Annotated in this window: 16 protein-coding genes; 5 read left to right on the top strand and 11 right to left on the bottom strand. The window is 52.9% G+C overall.

Annotation, left to right across the window (positions count from 1 at the left end; translation table 11 throughout):
* Positions 1-55: 55 nt before the first annotated feature.
* The 7 genes from SD425_RS24770 to queA all read right to left on the bottom strand — a co-directional run bounded on the left by SD425_RS24770 (position 56) and on the right by queA (position 5,302).
* A complete protein-coding gene (locus SD425_RS24770; RefSeq protein WP_324673383.1) occupies positions 56-736 on the bottom strand; it encodes a TMEM175 family protein in 681 nt (226 codons plus the stop codon).
* Between the two features lie 113 nt (positions 737-849).
* The gene (locus tag SD425_RS24765) at positions 850-1,521 is read right to left on the bottom strand and encodes a DUF4142 domain-containing protein (protein WP_324673382.1); all 672 of its coding nucleotides are present in this window, start codon (positions 1,519-1,521) and stop codon (positions 850-852) included.
* A 75-nt stretch (positions 1,522-1,596) separates the two neighbouring features.
* Positions 1,597-2,184, bottom strand: a complete 588-nt coding sequence (locus SD425_RS24760; RefSeq protein WP_324673380.1) for a DUF4142 domain-containing protein — start codon at positions 2,182-2,184, stop codon at positions 1,597-1,599.
* A 36-nt stretch (positions 2,185-2,220) separates the two neighbouring features.
* Positions 2,221-2,454, bottom strand: coding sequence for a hypothetical protein (locus SD425_RS24755; RefSeq protein WP_324673379.1), 234 nt, complete (start codon positions 2,452-2,454; stop codon positions 2,221-2,223).
* Positions 2,455-2,483: 29 nt separating this feature from the next.
* A complete protein-coding gene (locus SD425_RS24750) occupies positions 2,484-3,035 on the bottom strand; it encodes a DUF4142 domain-containing protein (protein ID WP_324673378.1) in 552 nt (183 codons plus the stop codon).
* Between the two features lie 361 nt (positions 3,036-3,396).
* Entirely contained in the window at positions 3,397-4,125 is a 729-nt protein-coding gene (locus SD425_RS24745; protein WP_324673376.1) for a 2-C-methyl-D-erythritol 4-phosphate cytidylyltransferase, read from the bottom strand.
* A gap of 127 nt (positions 4,126-4,252) precedes the next feature.
* Positions 4,253-5,302: a tRNA preQ1(34) S-adenosylmethionine ribosyltransferase-isomerase QueA gene (gene queA / locus SD425_RS24740; RefSeq protein ID WP_324673375.1), complete on the bottom strand. Its 1,050-nt coding sequence runs from the start codon at positions 5,300-5,302 to the stop codon at positions 4,253-4,255.
* Between the two features lie 195 nt (positions 5,303-5,497).
* Here queA and SD425_RS24735 point away from each other — a divergent pair, with 195 nt between their 5' ends.
* The 4 genes from SD425_RS24735 (at position 5,498) to SD425_RS24720 (ending at position 9,830) form a co-directional block, all read left to right on the top strand.
* Entirely contained in the window at positions 5,498-6,760 is a 1,263-nt protein-coding gene (locus SD425_RS24735; protein ID WP_324673374.1) for an ABC transporter permease, read from the top strand.
* Between the two features lie 202 nt (positions 6,761-6,962).
* Entirely contained in the window at positions 6,963-7,826 is an 864-nt protein-coding gene (locus SD425_RS24730) for a TIGR00730 family Rossman fold protein (protein WP_324673372.1), read from the top strand.
* 140 nt (positions 7,827-7,966) lie between these two features.
* Positions 7,967-8,602: an RBBP9/YdeN family alpha/beta hydrolase gene (locus SD425_RS24725; protein ID WP_324673370.1), complete on the top strand. Its 636-nt coding sequence runs from the start codon at positions 7,967-7,969 to the stop codon at positions 8,600-8,602.
* 61 nt (positions 8,603-8,663) lie between these two features.
* Positions 8,664-9,830: a lycopene cyclase family protein gene (locus SD425_RS24720; RefSeq protein WP_324673369.1), complete on the top strand. Its 1,167-nt coding sequence runs from the start codon at positions 8,664-8,666 to the stop codon at positions 9,828-9,830.
* 164 nt (positions 9,831-9,994) lie between these two features.
* Here the strand turns inward: SD425_RS24720 and SD425_RS24715 are convergent, their stop codons facing one another.
* The 3 genes from SD425_RS24715 to SD425_RS24705 all read right to left on the bottom strand — a co-directional run bounded on the left by SD425_RS24715 (position 9,995) and on the right by SD425_RS24705 (position 13,383).
* Positions 9,995-10,216: a DUF2795 domain-containing protein gene (locus SD425_RS24715; protein ID WP_019948259.1), complete on the bottom strand. Its 222-nt coding sequence runs from the start codon at positions 10,214-10,216 to the stop codon at positions 9,995-9,997.
* Between the two features lie 137 nt (positions 10,217-10,353).
* Positions 10,354-11,652 (bottom strand): DUF349 domain-containing protein, encoded by a 1,299-nt coding sequence (locus SD425_RS24710; protein ID WP_324673368.1) that lies wholly within the window; start codon positions 11,650-11,652, stop codon positions 10,354-10,356.
* Between the two features lie 411 nt (positions 11,653-12,063).
* Positions 12,064-13,383 (bottom strand): amidohydrolase family protein, encoded by a 1,320-nt coding sequence (locus SD425_RS24705; protein ID WP_324673367.1) that lies wholly within the window; start codon positions 13,381-13,383, stop codon positions 12,064-12,066.
* A 139-nt stretch (positions 13,384-13,522) separates the two neighbouring features.
* Between SD425_RS24705 and ettA the strand changes: the two genes are divergently transcribed.
* A complete protein-coding gene (gene ettA / locus SD425_RS24700; protein WP_324673366.1) occupies positions 13,523-15,184 on the top strand; it encodes an energy-dependent translational throttle protein EttA in 1,662 nt (553 codons plus the stop codon).
* Positions 15,185-15,454: 270 nt separating this feature from the next.
* Here the strand turns inward: ettA and SD425_RS24695 are convergent, their stop codons facing one another.
* Entirely contained in the window at positions 15,455-16,606 is a 1,152-nt protein-coding gene (locus SD425_RS24695; protein WP_324673365.1) for a hypothetical protein, read from the bottom strand.
* Between the last annotated feature and the right edge of the window lie 185 nt (positions 16,607-16,791).

Here is a 16,791-nt window from a genome sequence, read left to right as displayed (position 1 = left end):
AACCCCCGATAGCTACTAAGCAGTCGGGGATTCTTTGCTTTTTAGGCAAATCAACCTAGGTTAGTGCATTTACGCCAGCCTTCTCTTGGTAGGCTGCTTTCAAACGCAGGAAGCGGCTGCGGAGTGAGAAGGCAAGCAAGGGGAAAAGCATACCAGGTACCATGCGTAGCATCCACGGTGGTAACACAAACGCTAGCCCGATGCTAACCAAAAACACTAGGGGAGAAGTCAGGGGCCGGGCTATGTCTAGGTCGGGGTGCTCGTACTCGGGGGCGGCAACGACGTGCTTGGCAGGGTTGCGCAGGTAAAGCTGAAGCCAGGTTTGCATCAGCCCTGTGCCCATAACGTTGAGGCTGTACCAGATCCAAGGCGTGCGCAACATAGGATATTCGCTTTGGTAAGCCGTCGTGAAGGGCATGATAATGATGGTGAACAAGAACCACATGTTCAGCCAAATCAGCTGATTGTCGAGCCGCCTGACGAAGCGGAAAATGCGATGATGTGCCGTCCAGTAAATAGCGATAATGACAAAGCTGATCAGAAAGCCAATAAACCTAGGTATCAAATGCGCCAGCCCCATCAGAGCTTCTTGTTCGGTAGGGTGCTCAAGTTCTGGTACCTTAATCTCGATGACTAGCAGCGTGATAGCAATGGCAAAGACAGCATCGGTGAACAAGATCAGACGCTCGGTCTGGAACGCGTCGCGGTGGTGCTGAGCCTTTTCAATTTCGTCCATAGTGCGCCCGCGCAGGAAAGTGAGTATGCAGGCTAAGGAACAGAAAGCTAGGGGCATAAACAAAAAGCCGTTGCAGAAACTCTGCAACGGCTTTTTTGCTGGCAAAAGCTAGGTTACATTCTCATGCCGTTATTCTTGTGGGCCATGTCGGTGTGCTGCTTCACAACAGGCAATGTCTTCTGGGCCCACGCTTTTGCGTCAGGATCTTGGCCGTTGTCGATTTCGCTTTGCAGCAAGGCTACTGTCTCCTCGTGGTCTTTCGCCATTTGGCCCATGTAGGCTTGCTCAAATTCTTTGCCCGACATCTTGCTCATTCGGTCGCGCATGGTTTTGTGGTCGGGATCCATGTCGCCGGTTAGTGTTACGCCTTTCTTCTGCGCAATAGGCTTCAGCTCATTACCTGCTTTGGTATGGTCGGCAATCATTTTGTCGGCATACGTTTTAGCATTGCCAGTTACGCCTTTCTCCAAAGCTAGCTTGCTCAAGCCAATCTCGTTATGTCCGCCTTGGTCGGCTTTCACCATAAACTGCTTGTCATCGAGGGTAGAGCCATTGAGGGTACCTGGGCCTGTGCTAGCAGTAGCTGCCGAACCTGCCGAATCGGTAACTGCCGACGACGAAACAGAGTCGCCTTTGGTCGCAGCGTTCATAGTGTTGTCACCAGCGTTGCCGCCTGCTACTTCCGAATCCGTTTTGTTGTTGGTTTTTTCACCATCGCTAGCGGTGCTGCAAGCTCCCGTTGCGAGTAGGCTTGCACATAGCAAGCTCAAAGTAATACGTTTCATAGCCGTTTGGTTGTGGTTGAGGTAAGGGTTGAGAAAACGAAAAAGCTAGCTTCTTCGCAAAGTCTGACGCTTTGCTTATTTCTTAGCGTCGAGGGCAGCACTCATTTGCTGCGCCATTTCTAGGTGGTGTTGTAGGGTGGGCGTGGTCTTCGTTGCAAATTCCTTGAGGTCAGCAGCGCTAGCTTTCACGGAAGCTTCCGTAAACTCCTTCACATCTTCCTCGTGGTCTTTGACCATTTCTTTGAGGTACTCCTTGTCCATGTCGACGCCCTTTTTCTCCGTCACGTCCTTGTACACTTTCTGGTGGTCTTCCCCTAGGCCCGTCGGCAACGTAATGTTGTGCTTGGCGGCAATAGCTTTCAGTTCGTCGTTGGCCTTGGTGTGGTCATCTACCATCTGTTGGCCAAACTTCCGCGCTTCGGGCGTAGAACCTTTGGCAGCTACTACTTTACCTAGCTCTACTTCCAACATGCCACCGCTGGCCGCCTTTGTCGTAAACTCGGCGTCGAAGTCTTTTTTGTCCTGCTCGCCTTCAGTGGGCTGAGCTTCGTTCTTCGCCTCGTTTTCTTTCTGAGCAGTTTCAACAGCGTCTTGACGAGAAGAGCAGCTACCTAGTAGAAGAACCGCTACTAGCAGGCCGGTACAAGAAAGGGGAGTTTTCATGGGTTGAGGGGAAGATAGGAGGGCGTGAGTTGTAGGTTATTTACCGGTCGTGCTACCTGCAGCGGCGGCAGAGTCGCCATCGGCTGTAACGGTGGGGCCGGCATCGTTGTCAATCACAACAGCATCAGCTTTCACACCGCCATCGGCAGCAGCTGAGTCCATGTCAGTAACGGCCTCACCAGCCGTGCCATCGGTGCGTTTTTCGGCGCTGTTGCAGCTACCTAGCGCTAAAGCAGCGAAGGTGAAGAGGGAAAGAATGCGGAGTTTCATGGGTTGGAAAGTGAAATAAAGAGTGCGAGTTATTTAAGGTCTTTTACTTGGTCCTGCACCTGTTGCGCAGACGTAAGATGTTCTTTCAGAACGGGTAAATATTTAGCGGCAAAGCCTCGGATGTCGCCATCATAAGCGTCGTCGCTCATGTCGTCGAAGCTGTCGACGTCATCTTTGTGGGCATCCACAATGGTCTCCATGTACTGCTTATCAAATGCAGTACCACCTAGGTTGCTAAGCTTTTTTACCTGCTCCTGTTGGTCAGCGCCAAGGCCGGTAGGCAGCACGATACTCTTCTTATCGGCCACTGACTTCAAGCTGTTGCTCATATCAGCATGCTGCTGGACAAGTTGTGCGGCAAACGTTTTGACTGCCGGGGTAGTCGCTTTCTGCTGAGCGAGCTTGCTTAGTTCAAGCTCCAGCATACCTTGTCCTGCGCTGTTTACCATGAACTCCGCGTCGTGCTCCTGCTTCTTGGTGATGTCTTGCTCGCCAATACGTTTTTCGTTCTGGAACTTGGCGTCTGCCACGGGGTCACGCTGGTTGGCATCTGGCGAGCAGGCTACAACGGCGAGAACCATACTAGCGGTTGAAATAACGCGGGTAAAAAACATGGTAGTGAGGAGCTTGGGAGGGAGAGTAGGTAATGTTGTGCTATACGGCCGGCTGAGCTACTAGTTCAAAGCGGCAGCGCATGGCACTGAAAATAATTTCGTGCTTCCCTAGAATTTTGCCAGTCTATTGCAATACAGGTTTACTAGCTGGTAAGGTTACTACCCCTCTACTGAGGCCTCATCCATACCCAAGCCTTTAGCTAAATACCCACTACTTCCTTTGCTAGCCGTAAGCAGAAGTTGTTTTAAAGCAAAAAGGCTTCGACATAATGCCGAAGCCTTTTTGCTCTTGAAGCTCAAGTGAGCTAGTGACTTATACGCTATTGCGCTAGAAGGAGCGCAATAGCGCCTCGGCAATAATTAGATCCTCGGGCGTCGTAATCTTCAGGTTGCGATAGTCGCCAGCAACCATGCGAATGGGGTGTAAATCCTCGACCACGCTGGCGTCGTCGGTAAAGGTGGGCAGCTCGGGTAGCTGGTAGGCGCGGCGCAATAGGTTCAACTCAAAGCACTGGGGCGTCTGCACCAAACGCAAGCGCGAACGATCCAAGGCATAAGAGCCTTGTTGAGCTAGCCCACGTACCGAATCTTTCACGGGCACGGCCGCAATAGCGGCACCATGCTCGGCCGCTGCCACGTAGGTTGTGTTAATTACCTCCGCCGAAACCAAAGGTCGTACGCCATCATGCACAGCTACAATACCTTCCTGCTGATCAATCAGAGAAGCTAGGCCGTTGCGCACCGAGGCCCACCGCGATTCGCCGCCTGCTACCACCGTATGTGGGATGGTAATAGCAAACTCCTCGCAGAGCTGCTGCCACGTCTCAAACTGATCGGCCGGCAACACCACCATGCATAGTTGCACGCTCACCGCGGGGTCGGCAAAACGGCGTAGCGTATGCAACAACACAGGCTCGCCTGATAGCTCCAAAAATTGCTTGGGCCGGTCGGCGCCCATGCGCGTGCCCGTGCCCCCAGCTACAATAATGGCAAAGCGCGGCGAAGTGGACTGGCTGAGTGCCTCCTGGGTGGCTGAGTTATGAGAGGAGTTAGGCATGAGCGAGCTAGGTAGTAAAGAAGGTAAAAATAAAAGCCCTACTACCAAAAGGCAGCAGGGCTTTAGGTTTGCTGAGCGTAGAATGTTGTTGTTGAACAGCACTCAGTCACTTAGCTATTGGGTCACGCTATAGAATGAGCATTGCGTCGCCGTAGCTGAAGAACTTGTACTTCTCCTTGATAGCTAGCTTGTAGGCTTCAACGAGGAACTCGTAGCCAGCAAAGGCAGCCGTCATCATCATCAGCGTGCTTTCCGGCGTGTGGAAGTTGGTTAGCAGCGTGTTCGCAATCTTGAATTCGTGAGGTGGGAAGATGAACTTGTCCGTCCAGCCATTATTAGGCTTCAAGCGGCTGTTGGCCGATACTGACGACTCCAGCGCACGCATGGTCGTCGTACCAACGGCACACACCCGCTTTTTGGCATCCAGTGCCTTGTTCACAATAGTAGCAGCCTCAGTCGGCACGATGAAGTTCTCCGAATCCATCTTGTGCTTCGTGAGATCTTCCACGTCAACTGGGCGGAAGGTACCTAGGCCCACGTGCAATGTTACAGCGGCAATATCTACACCCTTAATTTCCAGGCGCTTCATTACCTCGCGAGTGAAGTGCAAACCTGCAGATGGCGCAGCTACAGCACCAGTGTGCTTGGCGTAGATGGTTTGGTAACGCTCTTTATCGGAGGCTTCCGTTTCGCGCGGAATAACTTCTTTCGGTAGTGGGGTCTCACCTAGGTCGTGAAGCGCCTTGTAGAACTCTTCATCAGTGCCATCAAACAAGAACTTGATGGTACGGCCCCGGGAAGTGGTATTGTCGATTACCTCGGCTACCATATCGCTCTCGCCGAAGTAAAGCTTGTTGCCCACCCGGATTTTGCGGGCTGGGTCCACGAGTACGTCCCAGAGGTGAATTTCGGTATTCAGCTCACGAAGCAGAAACACTTCGATTTTAGCCCCGGTTTTTTCTTTATTGCCATAGAGGCGAGCCGGAAAAACCTTCGTATCATTGAGTACCAGCGCGTCCCCGTCGTTGAAATACTCAATGATATCCTTGAAGATGCGATGCTCGATCTTGCCACTATCGCGGTGCAACACCATGAGACGTGATTCGTCACGATTTTTGGCCGGATGTTGCGCTAATAAGCTTTCTGGCAGATCAAACTTGAACTCGGATAGTTTCATGGGCAGGAGAAGGCAATAGAAGGGGAAGCTAACAAAAATTTGAGGGCACGAAAGTACGGACTATCCTCGGATAAATCATTAATTTTCCGCACGAAAGAGTGGCTGAGTTGCTGAGTGACTGACTGAGTTTTGCTGAAAACTCTTCCAACACCCCCTCTCGTTAACCACTCAGTTATTTAGCTACTCAGTTACTCTATGCTAGCCCTGCGCCTGACTTTAGAGAGTTTCCGCTTCGCCTGGCAAGCTCTCAGATCCAATTTGCTCCGCACAGTGCTGTCGCTGCTTGGCGTTACGGTTGGGATTTTCGCCATCATTGCTGTCTTTACCGTAGTTGACTCGCTAGAGACGAATATTCGCCAGAGCATGGATTTTCTGGGCGAGAAGGTGATTTATGTGGCTAAGTGGCCGTGGAAGTTTGAGAAGGATTTCCCCTGGTGGAAATACTTCAACCGGCCAGTGCCGACCGTACGGGAATTTCAGTCGCTACAGCGCACGCTTAGCAGCAATAACAACGGCATTGCCATCTTCGCGGCAGTGGGCGGCAACACGTTCAAGGCAGGCAGCAATAGCATGGCAGGCTGCGCCTTACAAGGCGTGAGCTATGACTTTCGGAAGGTTTCCAATGTCTCGATTGCCGAAGGACGCTACTTTACCAACCAAGAAGTAGAAGCCGCGCGCAACGTGGCGCTTATCGGCGCTGATATTGCGGCCAATGTCTTTCCCAATGGCTCACCTATAGGGCAAGAGTTCAAGACGCGCGGCCGTAAGTTCGTGGTCATCGGCGTGCTTGAAAAAGAGGGTAAGAACTTCCTGGGCAACTCCGGCAATGATGCCAACTGCCTCATTCCGTTTGGCATGTTCACCAAGATGTTTGCCCTAAACACGGGCAGCAGCATGACCGGCGTGACACCTACCATTGCGGTGAAAGGGCGCGACGATGACCCCGGCCTACTCGACCTAGAGTACGAGATGCAGGGCCGCTTGCGCACTATCCGTGGCCTCAAGCCACGTCAGGAAGACAACTTTGCGCTGAACCGGCCGGAGATGATGGCGGACGCTATTAGCTCATTGTTTTCCGTAATTGGAATAGCAGGCGCCGTTATTGGCAGCTTTGCCATGTTGGTGGGGGGCTTCGGAATTGCCAACATCATGTTTGTGTCGGTGAAGGAACGCACCAATATCATCGGGATTCAAAAGTCGCTAGGGGCGAAGAACTACTTCATTCTGTTTCAGTTCTTGTTCGAAGCTGTTTTCCTGTGCCTGATAGGGGGCGCTACGGGCATTCTGCTAGTGTTTCTCATCACGCTTATCCCTCAGGAAGCCCTGCCTATGTCGCTCACAGCGGGCAACATTGCCCTGGGGCTCACGGTGTCGGTGGTAATTGGGGTGCTGGCCGGCATCATTCCGGCGGTGCTAGCTTCCAACCTTGACCCGGTTATTGCTATCCGTTCGAAGTAACCGTAAAAGGAAGAGTTACTCGACAACTTGCCCAATTAGGGCAAAGTGCTATCTTGCACGCCCCCGATTTTTGCCGCCAAGATAGAAGCGTTTCTATCACAGCTGCCGTCGGGTTTTTTCAATTATTCTTTTCTTAAAAGGACGTTGTCCGGGCTATGAAGCGCGAAGAAGACGACTTGGCGGACAAAAAAGTACAGTACTAATGGCAAAACTTAAAAAAACAAGTCGGACTAAACACCAGGACGAAGCACTGAACGAGGGTAGCGGCAGAACCATCGTAAAGCCGAACGCAAACGACAACAAAGTCACGACGATCAGTGACATTCGCGAGCAAACCCACGGTCAGCGTACCGTGCAGCTCGACGACGAGCACCGCATCCGCCAGGCTTTCGTCGACAAAGACTGGAATGAAATCAAGATTGCCGACTCTTGGCAGATCTTTAAGGTGATGGCCGAGTTCGTGGAAGGCTTCGAGAAAATGACCAAGATTGGACCGTGCGTTTCCATCTTTGGCTCGGCGCGCACCAAGGCAGAAAACCCTTATTACCAGATAGCAGAAGAAATTGCAGCCAAACTCGTGCGCCATGGTTATGGTGTAATTACGGGTGGTGGCCCCGGCATTATGGAAGCCGGCAACAAAGGCGCACGCAGCGAAGGTGGCCGCTCCGTGGGGCTCAACATCGAACTGCCCTTTGAGCAGTTCAACAACATCTACATCGACCCTGATAAGATCATCAACTTCGATTACTTCTTCGTGCGGAAGGTGATGTTTGTGAAGTATGCCCAAGGCTTTATCGGTATGCCCGGTGGCTTCGGCACCCTAGATGAGCTGTTTGAAGCCATTACGTTGATTCAAACTCGAAAAATCGGCCGCTTCCCAATCGTGTTGGTCGGCTCTGCTTATTGGAACGGCTTGTTCAAGTGGATCGAGGATGTAATGCTACACGAGGAGCATAACATCTCGCCCGAAGACATGAGCCTGGTACAGATTGTAGACGATGCCGCGTCGGCTGTGAAGATTATCGACGACTTCTATTCAAAGTATCTGCTCTCGCCAAACTTCTAACCTTGTGTTGATTGGCCTGATGGCACGGCTAACAAGGGGTAGAACTAAGCTGATGAAAAAATAATTAGATAACAATAGGATCATTTTATTAGAATAATTTAATTTACTAGTAATTATCCTACCCGTTTTACTTCCCGACGATGTCTACAAGCAAGCAAATCTATGTGGTGCCCCGCTGGGGCGGTTCTCCTACCGACGATTGGTATCCGTGGCTGAAGCAGGAGCTAGAAGCAGCTAGCTCCGATGACCAATTTGATTATCAAGTTCATTTGCTCGATATGCCTTCATGGGATATTCCTGTGATTGAGCGGGCTGTGAGCTACCTGAATGAAGTATTGCCTGCCGAGAAGCTTAACCAAGATGTGTTCCTGATCGGGCATAGTGTGAGTTGCCTGGCCATCTTGCACTACCTAGCTCAAGCTTCGGAGCAGCATGCGAGCACCCCGCCTCAAATTGGGGGCGTAGTATGCGTGGCAGGTTGGTTTTCGGTCGATAGTCCTTGGCAGGAGGTGCTGAACTGGATGTATGCGCCCATTGATTTCGAAGCTGCTCGCCGGCTCATCCCACAGGATAAATTGGTGGTGCTGCTCTCCGACGATGACCCATATACTTCGGAGTATCAGGAGAATGAGAAGCTCTGGGTGGAACGCTTGCAGTCGCGGGTGAACATCTTAGCGGGGCGGCAGCACTTTAGCTCGCAGCTCGACTCCGACGTGCTATATGCCATTCGGGAGCTGGCTGGCGCACTGCCTGCCCCGATCTATCAGCATAACTAAACCCGTAAAAGGGTGTTATTTAGCGGCGACAGAAGCATATCTGTCGCCGTTTTTTTTACCTGTGGAATCAGATTTCGACTACCTTATTGTGGGCGGTGGTGCGGCGGGCTTGAGCCTAGCCTATGCTATTGCGCAAGAGCCCCGCCTGCAACACAAGCGTATCTTATTAATTGAGCCTCAGGCAAAAAACCAGAATGATCGTACCTGGTCGTTTTGGACAGATGAGCCTACGCCCTTCGATGGGATTGTGGCGTACGAGTGGAGCAAGCTAGCTTTTCGCAGCCCCGGCTACGAGCAAGTTTTTGCGATGAAGCAGCACCGCTACAAGATGATTCGCGGGCTCGACTTTTATCAGTTTGTACACGCCGCTCTGCAAGCTGCTCCACAGGTCACACGGGTAACGGGAACGGTAGAATCGCTCGAAAATACTGCTGCTGGTGTAAGTGCCCACACGAGTGCGGGACACTTTACCGCACGCTACGCTTTCGACAGCCGCCCTCCCAGGCTAGAGAAAGACCTCGCCAAGTATCGCTATCTGCTGCAACACTTTGTCGGCTGGGAGGTAGAAACGGACCACGACGTATTTGATTCGACTACGGTCGAGTTCATGGACTTTCGTGGCGAACAACACCAGGAAGCGCGCTTTATCTATGTGCTGCCTTTCACTTCCAGGCGAGCGTTGGTGGAATACACGCTGTTTTCGGCAGAAGTGCTGCCAACGGCTGAGTACGAAGCGGCTCTGCGAAGCTACCTTAGCGAGACGCTTGGAGTGCAGCAGTTCCGGATCGAAGCGGTGGAACAGGGTGCTATTCCGATGATAGACCACCCGCTGCCAGCGCGCGTAGGGCAGCACATTATCAACCTAGGTACGCGGGCAGGCCGTGCCAAACCGAGCACGGGCTATGCCTTCCGCCGAATTCAGGCGCATACGCAGCGCTTAGTGGCTGCGCTAGCGGCTACCGGGCATCCCTCCGAGGATCTGACCGGCGACAAATGGCAGTTTGGGCTTTTTGATACGCTGCTGCTCGACATCATGCAGCGAAAGGGCGAGAGTACGCGGGCTATTTTCGCTCAGCTATTTCAGAAAAATCCGTTGGAGCGCATTCTCTTTTTCTTGGATGAGCGCACCTCATGGCTTGACAACCTGCGAGTAATGAACTCCGTAACTCCTTGGCCTTTTCTGCGGTCCATTGGGCACGTCTTGCGCGGCCGACCAGGGCGGCGCTAGTTGCCTGCCTGCTTCTTGGTACCAAACTTAGGTTAGGTTGCGGTGTAGGCTGCTCATAAAAAAAGCTGCGGAGTAGAACGCTTTGTTCTACTCCGCAGCCAGAAATGTATTAAAAGTCAGTTTCAGAATTGACAGCTCAGACAGCTATCAAAACGAAGTGCTTCTTAATATTCGTCTTCGTTAAACATGAAGTCCTCTTTGGTCGGATAGTCCGGCCATACTTCCTCGATGTTTTCGTAAGGTTGGCCGTCGTCTTCGAGAGCTTGCAGGTTCTCGACAACTTCCATCGGAGCGCCTGAGCGGATGGAGTAATCAATCAGTTCATCCTTGGTGGCAGGCCAGGGAGCGTCTTCCAAGTACGAGGCAAGTTCCAGAGTCCAGTACATAGTCGTGTGAGCTACAAAAGAAAAAGATTAGTGAAAGTAGGTGTTTAAAATGCAAAAAGCTAGCCTTTAAAGCAAGGTGATACTGCTTGGAAATGCACCTTAAGCAGGGACAACGTAAAAAGGGAATGAATGTTTTTTTAAGCAGGCAAGCGCTTACGCAGGAGCTCGATCAAATCGTTTTTGGTGCGGATCTTCCGTTGGAAGGCCCGGATCTTGCCTTGCAGCATGGTGCGGAAGGCATCATTGCTAGGCGATGAGCTGAGCTTACCTAGGTTTTCCTCCAACACTTCCTGCTCCTGCTTGTCATACTTGATGAAATCGCGCAGTGCCTGAATCCGGTTGTTCACCTGCTCTTCCGGCGAGCCAGTTTCATTGCCGCCCGACTGACGCTTACGAATGAAGTGCTCTAAGGCGCTCATCTCGAAGACCTTGTCGCAAGCGAGGATGAACTGTTCCCACACACGGTCAGATTCTTCACCGCGCACCGGTCCCACTTTTTTCCAAGCGGCTTGCAGCTCCTTCGCCCGTGCTACTGCTTCGCCCATGGGGCGATTGAGGAGAGCTTCGGCTTCGGCTACCAGCGCACGCTTGCGCGTCAGGTTGTCGTCGCCGGGTGTTGGCTCGGTGCGGCGCGTGTTGATATGCACCTTCAGCCGCTCAAAGAAGTGGTTGTGAGCTGCCCGGAAACGCGTCCAAAGTTCATTGGCTTGTTTGCGGGGCAAAGTGCCGCCCACGTCTTTCCACTCTTGCTGAAGTTGTTTGAGCTTTTTGGTTGTTTCCTCGAAGTCTTCCGAATTCTGGATGGCTTCCGACTTATGAATTAGGTCGCGGTACTTATCGTACACGCGGTTCACCATTTGTTTCTTCTCGGCTAAGAACTCCTTCTTCTTCACGTAGAAGTCTTCCACGGCGCGGTGGAAGCGGCCCTCTAGGTCCTCGGTGAGTTGCTTTTCAACGGGGCCTGTCTTGATCCACGCCTGGCGCACTTCTTTGAGCTGCTCGCCAGCTGTTTGCCAATCGAGACTGTTGCGTAAAGCTTCGGCTTCCTGAATCAGGTTGATCTTGGTAGCTAGGTTCTTCTCTCGGTTGCGGACAATCGTTACCCGAATAGCTTCCTCGGCCTCGCTGAGGCGGCGGTGTAGGCTTTCGAAGTCGCCGAGGCCGTCGTACGTCGCTACTTGTTCTTTCAGGTGCAGGGCCTTCATCAAGAAAGAGCCCTTGTTCTCAGATTCTTCGATCTTTTGTAAGAGGTCCTCCACCTTCGCGCGAAAGGTCTCAAACCGTTGCGCGAAATACTGCAGAGAGGCTTCTTCAGATTCTTTGACCTGGCCTACCTGCCGGTCGGGCAGGTCCATGAAGGCGCGGAGCCACACCTGGTCGCCCTGAATATAGCCATAGCGGCGGGCTTCGGCCAGCAAGTGGTCATTGTGTTCCATAAACTAATACGCGGAAGGAATAGGTGAGGGCTAGGTGTTCGGAGCAGAAAGATGTACAAGTTTACGGTATGATAAGCAAAATAGCTGGTTTTAGCACCCATCGCAACAACTGCTCGGTTGCAACCTAAAAGCTGAGCCGCACTTTTGCAACAGAACAAACAACAGTACCAGGGTCGCTACGGGCGAAGGCGGTAAGGGGTTATCTTTTACAAAGAATAAGCTAGGTTTCGAGCTATTTGGCAGGACCTTAAATTCTTGGATCATAACGCCCTAGTGCTAGTAAAATAAATACACATCTGAGGCCGTTGGGTTGCTTATGTTCGGAGACTAACTAGCAGCGCATCCTGCTTTCCGGATCCTACAGTAGCTATTATTCGATAACTATCCCTGAGAATGAAAGTTATCGGCTACTTACCTTTTCGTGTTAGTTTCGTTCTTTATCACCTTGCCTTCTTTCATCACAAACGACACGTGCTCCAGCGCGGTAATATCGGTAAGCGGGTCGCCTTCTACGGCTATCAGGTCGGCGTAGAAGTTGGGTTCGAGGGCGCCAAGCCAACTCTTAGCTCCAAGTAGCTCGGCGGCATTCAAGGTGGCAGCGCGAATGATTTCCAGCGGCGACATACCCGACGCGGCGTAGGCCCGGAACATCATCAGGCTAGCTTGCCCTCGCGTTTTGCCCGGCACTTGGTAGTACTCGTCGGAACCGGCCGCAATCCGGACGCCGGCTTTTACGGCACGGGCGAGGCGTTTGTGGTTGGCCTCTGCAAACTCTTGGGCGCCAGATAAGTACATTTCGGCCGAAGCACCAGGAGGCGCAGGGCTAACGCTAACATAAAACTCGGCCGGGTAATCAGTCGGAACTAGAAAAATGTTCTTCTTGGCCATCAGTTTCAGCACATCGTCGGGGATGGAGTAGGCGTGCTCAATGGAGTTGACGCCCGCCTCAACGGCAATGCTCGTGGCTTGGTCACCGATGGCGTGGGCGGCTACCGTTTTGCCTACCCGGTGTGCCTCCTCTACAATTACCTTTATTTCTTCCAGCGACACCACGCGCGGACCGGTGTTCACGATAACCTTGATGCAGTCGGCGCCATCGTAGAGAGCTTGGCGCACGGCCCGTCGAGCTTCCTCCACGCCACTGATCGTCACGTACTCCTGCGCGACCAGCTGCTGCGCCTCGGCCGTGACCTGCCCAAACTGTCCTCCTGCCGCTGCTAGGGCCCGAGTAGACGCCACGATGCGCGGCCCCACGACCCAGCCCTGAGTAATAGCGTCGCGTAGAGCCACGTCGCCGTTAAGGCCGCTGTTGCCTAGGTCGCGCACCGTCGTGATGCCTGCCTCTATGTCTTCGCGGCCCATGGCAGCACCTAGCAGCGCCCGACGCGTGTTGCCGAGCTGCGTTACGGTAAGGAGCATGTTCACGTCGTCGCCCCCTATTTTGCCATCGTAGTTCTGCAACAGGTGGGTGTGCGCGTCGATAAGGCCGGGCAGCACCAGGGCATTACCTAGGTCAAGCACTTGGGCGTCGGCCGGGATAGCTAGGTTGGCTCCAACTTTCTGGATGCGGCCATCTTGCACCAGCACCACCGCATTCGTTAGTATTTTACCCGAGCGCACATCCAGGAGCCGTCCGCATTTTACGGCGGTCAGCGGCTGACTAGAAGGTGTCTGCGCTGAGACAAGCCGAATGCAGCAAAACAGAATCAGCGTGAGTAGCGATAAACGCATGAAAGAGAGATTGATAGTTGAGCCAAGTAAGTCAATTAATGCAAATAAGGCACACTACATTTTCAACGCAGTTAAAAGCTAGTCAGCAGATTCGAGCCATCTTTCCTACCTTTCCGAAAGCAAATCAGCATCCTTTCCTATGAGCGAAACCATCATTTTCTCGATGGCCGGCGTGAGCAAGATTTTTCCGCCGCAGAAGCAAGTCTTAAAGAATATTTATCTCTCCTTTTTTTACGGCGCCAAGATTGGCGTGCTGGGTCTGAACGGCTCGGGTAAGTCGAGCCTGCTTAAGATTATTGCTGGTGTCGACAAGAAATTTCAGGGCGAAGTAGTGTGGTCGCCGGGCTACTCGGTGGGCTACCTAGAGCAGGAGCCCCAGCTCGACCCTACCAAAACGGTATTGGAAATAGTTCAGGAAGGCACTGCCGAAACTGTAGCCTTACTCAAGGAATTCGACGAAATCAACGAAGCCTTCGGAGCCGAAGATGCCGACTTCGACAAGTTGCTGGAGCGTCAAGGCGCCGTGCAGGAGCGCCTCGATCAGCTAGATGCCTGGAACCTCGACAGTAAGCTAGAGCGCGCGATGGATGCCCTGCGCACGCCTCCCGGCGATGCTGTGGTAGCAAACCTCTCGGGTGGTGAGAAGCGTCGCGTGGCCCTATGTCGTCTGCTGCTGCAAGAGCCCGACGTGCTGTTGCTCGACGAGCCGACCAACCACCTCGACGCCGAAAGCGTGCTGTGGCTGGAGCAGCACTTGCAGCAATACAAAGGCACCGTCATTGCCGTAACCCATGACCGCTACTTCCTTGACAACGTAGCCGGCTGGATTCTGGAGCTAGACCGTGGCGAAGGTATTCCGTGGAAAGGCAACTATTCTTCGTGGCTAGAGCAGAAAGCTAACCGCTTGGCTCAGGAAGAAAAAACGGAGAGCAAGCGCCAAAAAACCTTACAGCGCGAGCTGGAATGGGTGCGTATGGCGCCGAAAGCCCGTCAAGCCAAGAGCAAAGCGCGCCTTGCTGGCTACGACAAAATGGTGAATGAAGACGCCAAGGAGAAAGAGCAAAAGCTAGAGTTGTTCATCCCCGACGGGCCACGCCTAGGTGCCCAGGTGATTGAGGCCGAGGGGCTGACTAAAGCCTTTGGCGACAAGCTGCTATTTGAAAACCTGAGCTTTGCGCTACCGCAGGGCGGTATTGTGGGGATCATTGGCCCGAACGGCGCCGGCAAAACCACGCTGTTCCGCCTTATCACCGACCAGCTGCAACCCGATGCCGGCACGTTCGAAGTCGGCCCCACGGTGCAGACGGCCTACGTAGACCAGCAGCATGACACGCTGGACCCGAACAAGTCAGTGTTTGAGACAATTTCGGGCGGTACCGAGACCATGCTGCTTGCTGGCCGCCCGGTGAATGCCCGCGCCTACGTAAGCAACTTCAACTTCCGCGGCGGCGACCAGGAGAAGAAAGTCGGTTCGCTCTCGGGCGGGGAGCGGAACCGCGTGCACCTAGCTACCACCTTGAAGCAAGGTGCCAACCTGCTGCTGCTTGATGAGCCTACCAACGACCTCGACGTAAACGCCATCCGCGCCCTTGAAGACGCGCTGGAGAACTTCGCCGGCTGTGCCGTTATCATCAGCCACGACCGGTGGTTCTTGGACCGCCTCGCCACGCACATCCTAGCCTTCGAAGGCGACTCGGAAGTGGTGTGGTTCGAGGGTAATTTCTCTGATTATGAGGAGGCCAAGAAGAAGCGCCTCGGTGATGTGGAGCCGAAGCGCGTACGGTATAAGAAGCTAGGGTAAGTAGCTGAGCTTCCAAAAGAGCCGCGTCGTCAGAACTACATCTGACGGCGCGGCTCTTCTATTTCTTTACTTTTTTTCAAGAGCAAGTATTGTCCATTACCGCCGATGCTGTCGAGCACACAGTAAGCTTCCGTTGCGATAAGTAGAGAAGCCATAGAAGCGTTTTGTCGAGAAAGGAGGATACTTAATTAGAGCCGTCGAAGTAGTTGCCTGGAAGCTCGTGAGCATGTTGGCGCTTGGCTTGAGGCGCAAAAAAGCTGGCTATTTGTCCTAGTTATCGTCCGCCTTGGCTGGTTTGATACCCACATTGCGGATGTTGATAAACTTTACTAGTGTCTCGAACCAGAAAGGCGCACCTAGCATCATGGCAAAAGCGGTGAGCAGCCAGCCGCCAATTGGCCATAGCCACGCTTCAGAGCTGAGTAGCGACGATTTGCCCGTTGTGGGGTCCAGTTTTCGCCGCCGAGCGTAGTCTGGCATCTGGTAGTCATCGGCACTAGGCGCCCACTCGTAGTTGCCAGTTTTGCTATTTCGCACGGTACTGTGGTCATTCCAGCGCAGGAACCCTAGCGGTAAGCCTACTTTCGGCACGGCTGCCAGCGTAGTTTGTAGCTCCTTATTACCGGCTATCAACACAGAATCCCACTTAGCTTGCCGTTGCTGCTGATACTTTTGCGCTTCCGCCGAATCAGTTGGCTTGTAAGTGATATCTGGTGGTGCTGCTTCCTGGGCCGCTTTCACGCCGGCTGCTACTAATGTTGCGCGTGCCTCCGAATTGCTGGAATCGGCAATGAAGCGGCTGAGCCGCACGGTGTCTACGTCGGCTAAGAGGGCAACCAAGAATCCGGCTATGAAAAGGTATTTACGATTGTCGCGCTTATACCAACCCGTCATTCTCTCGCCAAAATCATGGAACCAACCTTCTAAGTTGGTTTGAAGCGCTTTGCTTTGCTCTTCCGCAGTAGCCGTGCCAATAGGGGCGGTAGCCGTAGCTGTGGCATTTATGTATAAGGTTTCGAGAAGCCCTTTGAACGAAGAAGGAGCCATGAGAGCTAGGCCTGTTCCAAATTGTTGAATCCCTGGTAGGGGTGGCGTAGCAGCGGGGGCTAAGCTGCTCACCCAGGCAATGATAGTCTGTGCAAATAGCGTTTCGCTGATATAGGCTGGCCACCCAGCAATAAAAGATCGTAATAGTGGACTTTTCTGACTCTGAGGCAGCATGAGCGCTTGAATGGAAGGCGCTGCATAGAAGGCCGCGTGGGCTGCTGGCCCTAGTGCCAGTGCCAAGTGGTCGTATAAGTATTTTCCACGCGTGTTTAGAAAACCGGCCGGCAACTCAACGAAAGAAAGTGTAAGCTGACTGAATAGCAGGTACAGCGTGATAAGCGCAATAGCGGTGTCAAACAGAGGGCTGTCGAACATATGTGAGGGCTTGTAGGGTGGATGGGGTCCACCTAAAGTCTGGTCGCTCAGCTTCCTTTTAGTCCGTGCCAGCACTGAACTTTACACTGCTTCCTGCTTATCTCTTCTTGGTGTTATTAATAACTTGCTTATAATCAATGTAGTAGTGTAAATGCCGCGCTCGGTTCTGCGTTGAACTGAGACGT

Origin of the sequence: Hymenobacter sp. GOD-10R, assembly GCF_035609205.1 — a bacterium.
Classification (GTDB): domain Bacteria; phylum Bacteroidota; class Bacteroidia; order Cytophagales; family Hymenobacteraceae; genus Hymenobacter.
This window is presented reverse-complemented; position numbering and strand designations above follow the sequence as displayed.

Bases quoted from the DNA above. Each gene is read 5' to 3' on its own strand.
- SD425_RS24735 (WP_324673374.1), top strand. From the start codon at position 5,498: ATGCTAGCCCTGCGCCTGACTTTAGAGAGTTTCCGCTTCGCCTGGCAA.
- SD425_RS24745 (WP_324673376.1), bottom strand. From the start codon at position 4,125: ATGCCTAACTCCTCTCATAACTCAGCCACCCAGGAGGCACTCAGCCAG.
- SD425_RS24765 (WP_324673382.1), bottom strand. From the start codon at position 1,521: ATGAAACGTATTACTTTGAGCTTGCTATGTGCAAGCCTACTCGCAACG.
- SD425_RS24750 (WP_324673378.1), bottom strand. From the start codon at position 3,035: ATGGTTCTCGCCGTTGTAGCCTGCTCGCCAGATGCCAACCAGCGTGAC.
- SD425_RS24760 (WP_324673380.1), bottom strand. From the start codon at position 2,184: ATGAAAACTCCCCTTTCTTGTACCGGCCTGCTAGTAGCGGTTCTTCTA.
- SD425_RS24695 (WP_324673365.1), bottom strand. From the start codon at position 16,606: ATGTTCGACAGCCCTCTGTTTGACACCGCTATTGCGCTTATCACGCTG.
- queA (WP_324673375.1), bottom strand. From the start codon at position 5,302: ATGAAACTATCCGAGTTCAAGTTTGATCTGCCAGAAAGCTTATTAGCG.
- SD425_RS24715 (WP_019948259.1), bottom strand. From the start codon at position 10,216: ATGTACTGGACTCTGGAACTTGCCTCGTACTTGGAAGACGCTCCCTGG.
- SD425_RS24730 (WP_324673372.1), top strand. From the start codon at position 6,963: ATGGCAAAACTTAAAAAAACAAGTCGGACTAAACACCAGGACGAAGCA.
- SD425_RS24705 (WP_324673367.1), bottom strand. From the start codon at position 13,383: ATGCGTTTATCGCTACTCACGCTGATTCTGTTTTGCTGCATTCGGCTT.
- SD425_RS24710 (WP_324673368.1), bottom strand. From the start codon at position 11,652: ATGGAACACAATGACCACTTGCTGGCCGAAGCCCGCCGCTATGGCTAT.
- SD425_RS24755 (WP_324673379.1), bottom strand. From the start codon at position 2,454: ATGAAACTCCGCATTCTTTCCCTCTTCACCTTCGCTGCTTTAGCGCTA.
- ettA (WP_324673366.1), top strand. From the start codon at position 13,523: ATGAGCGAAACCATCATTTTCTCGATGGCCGGCGTGAGCAAGATTTTT.
- SD425_RS24725 (WP_324673370.1), top strand. From the start codon at position 7,967: ATGTCTACAAGCAAGCAAATCTATGTGGTGCCCCGCTGGGGCGGTTCT.
- SD425_RS24770 (WP_324673383.1), bottom strand. From the start codon at position 736: ATGGACGAAATTGAAAAGGCTCAGCACCACCGCGACGCGTTCCAGACC.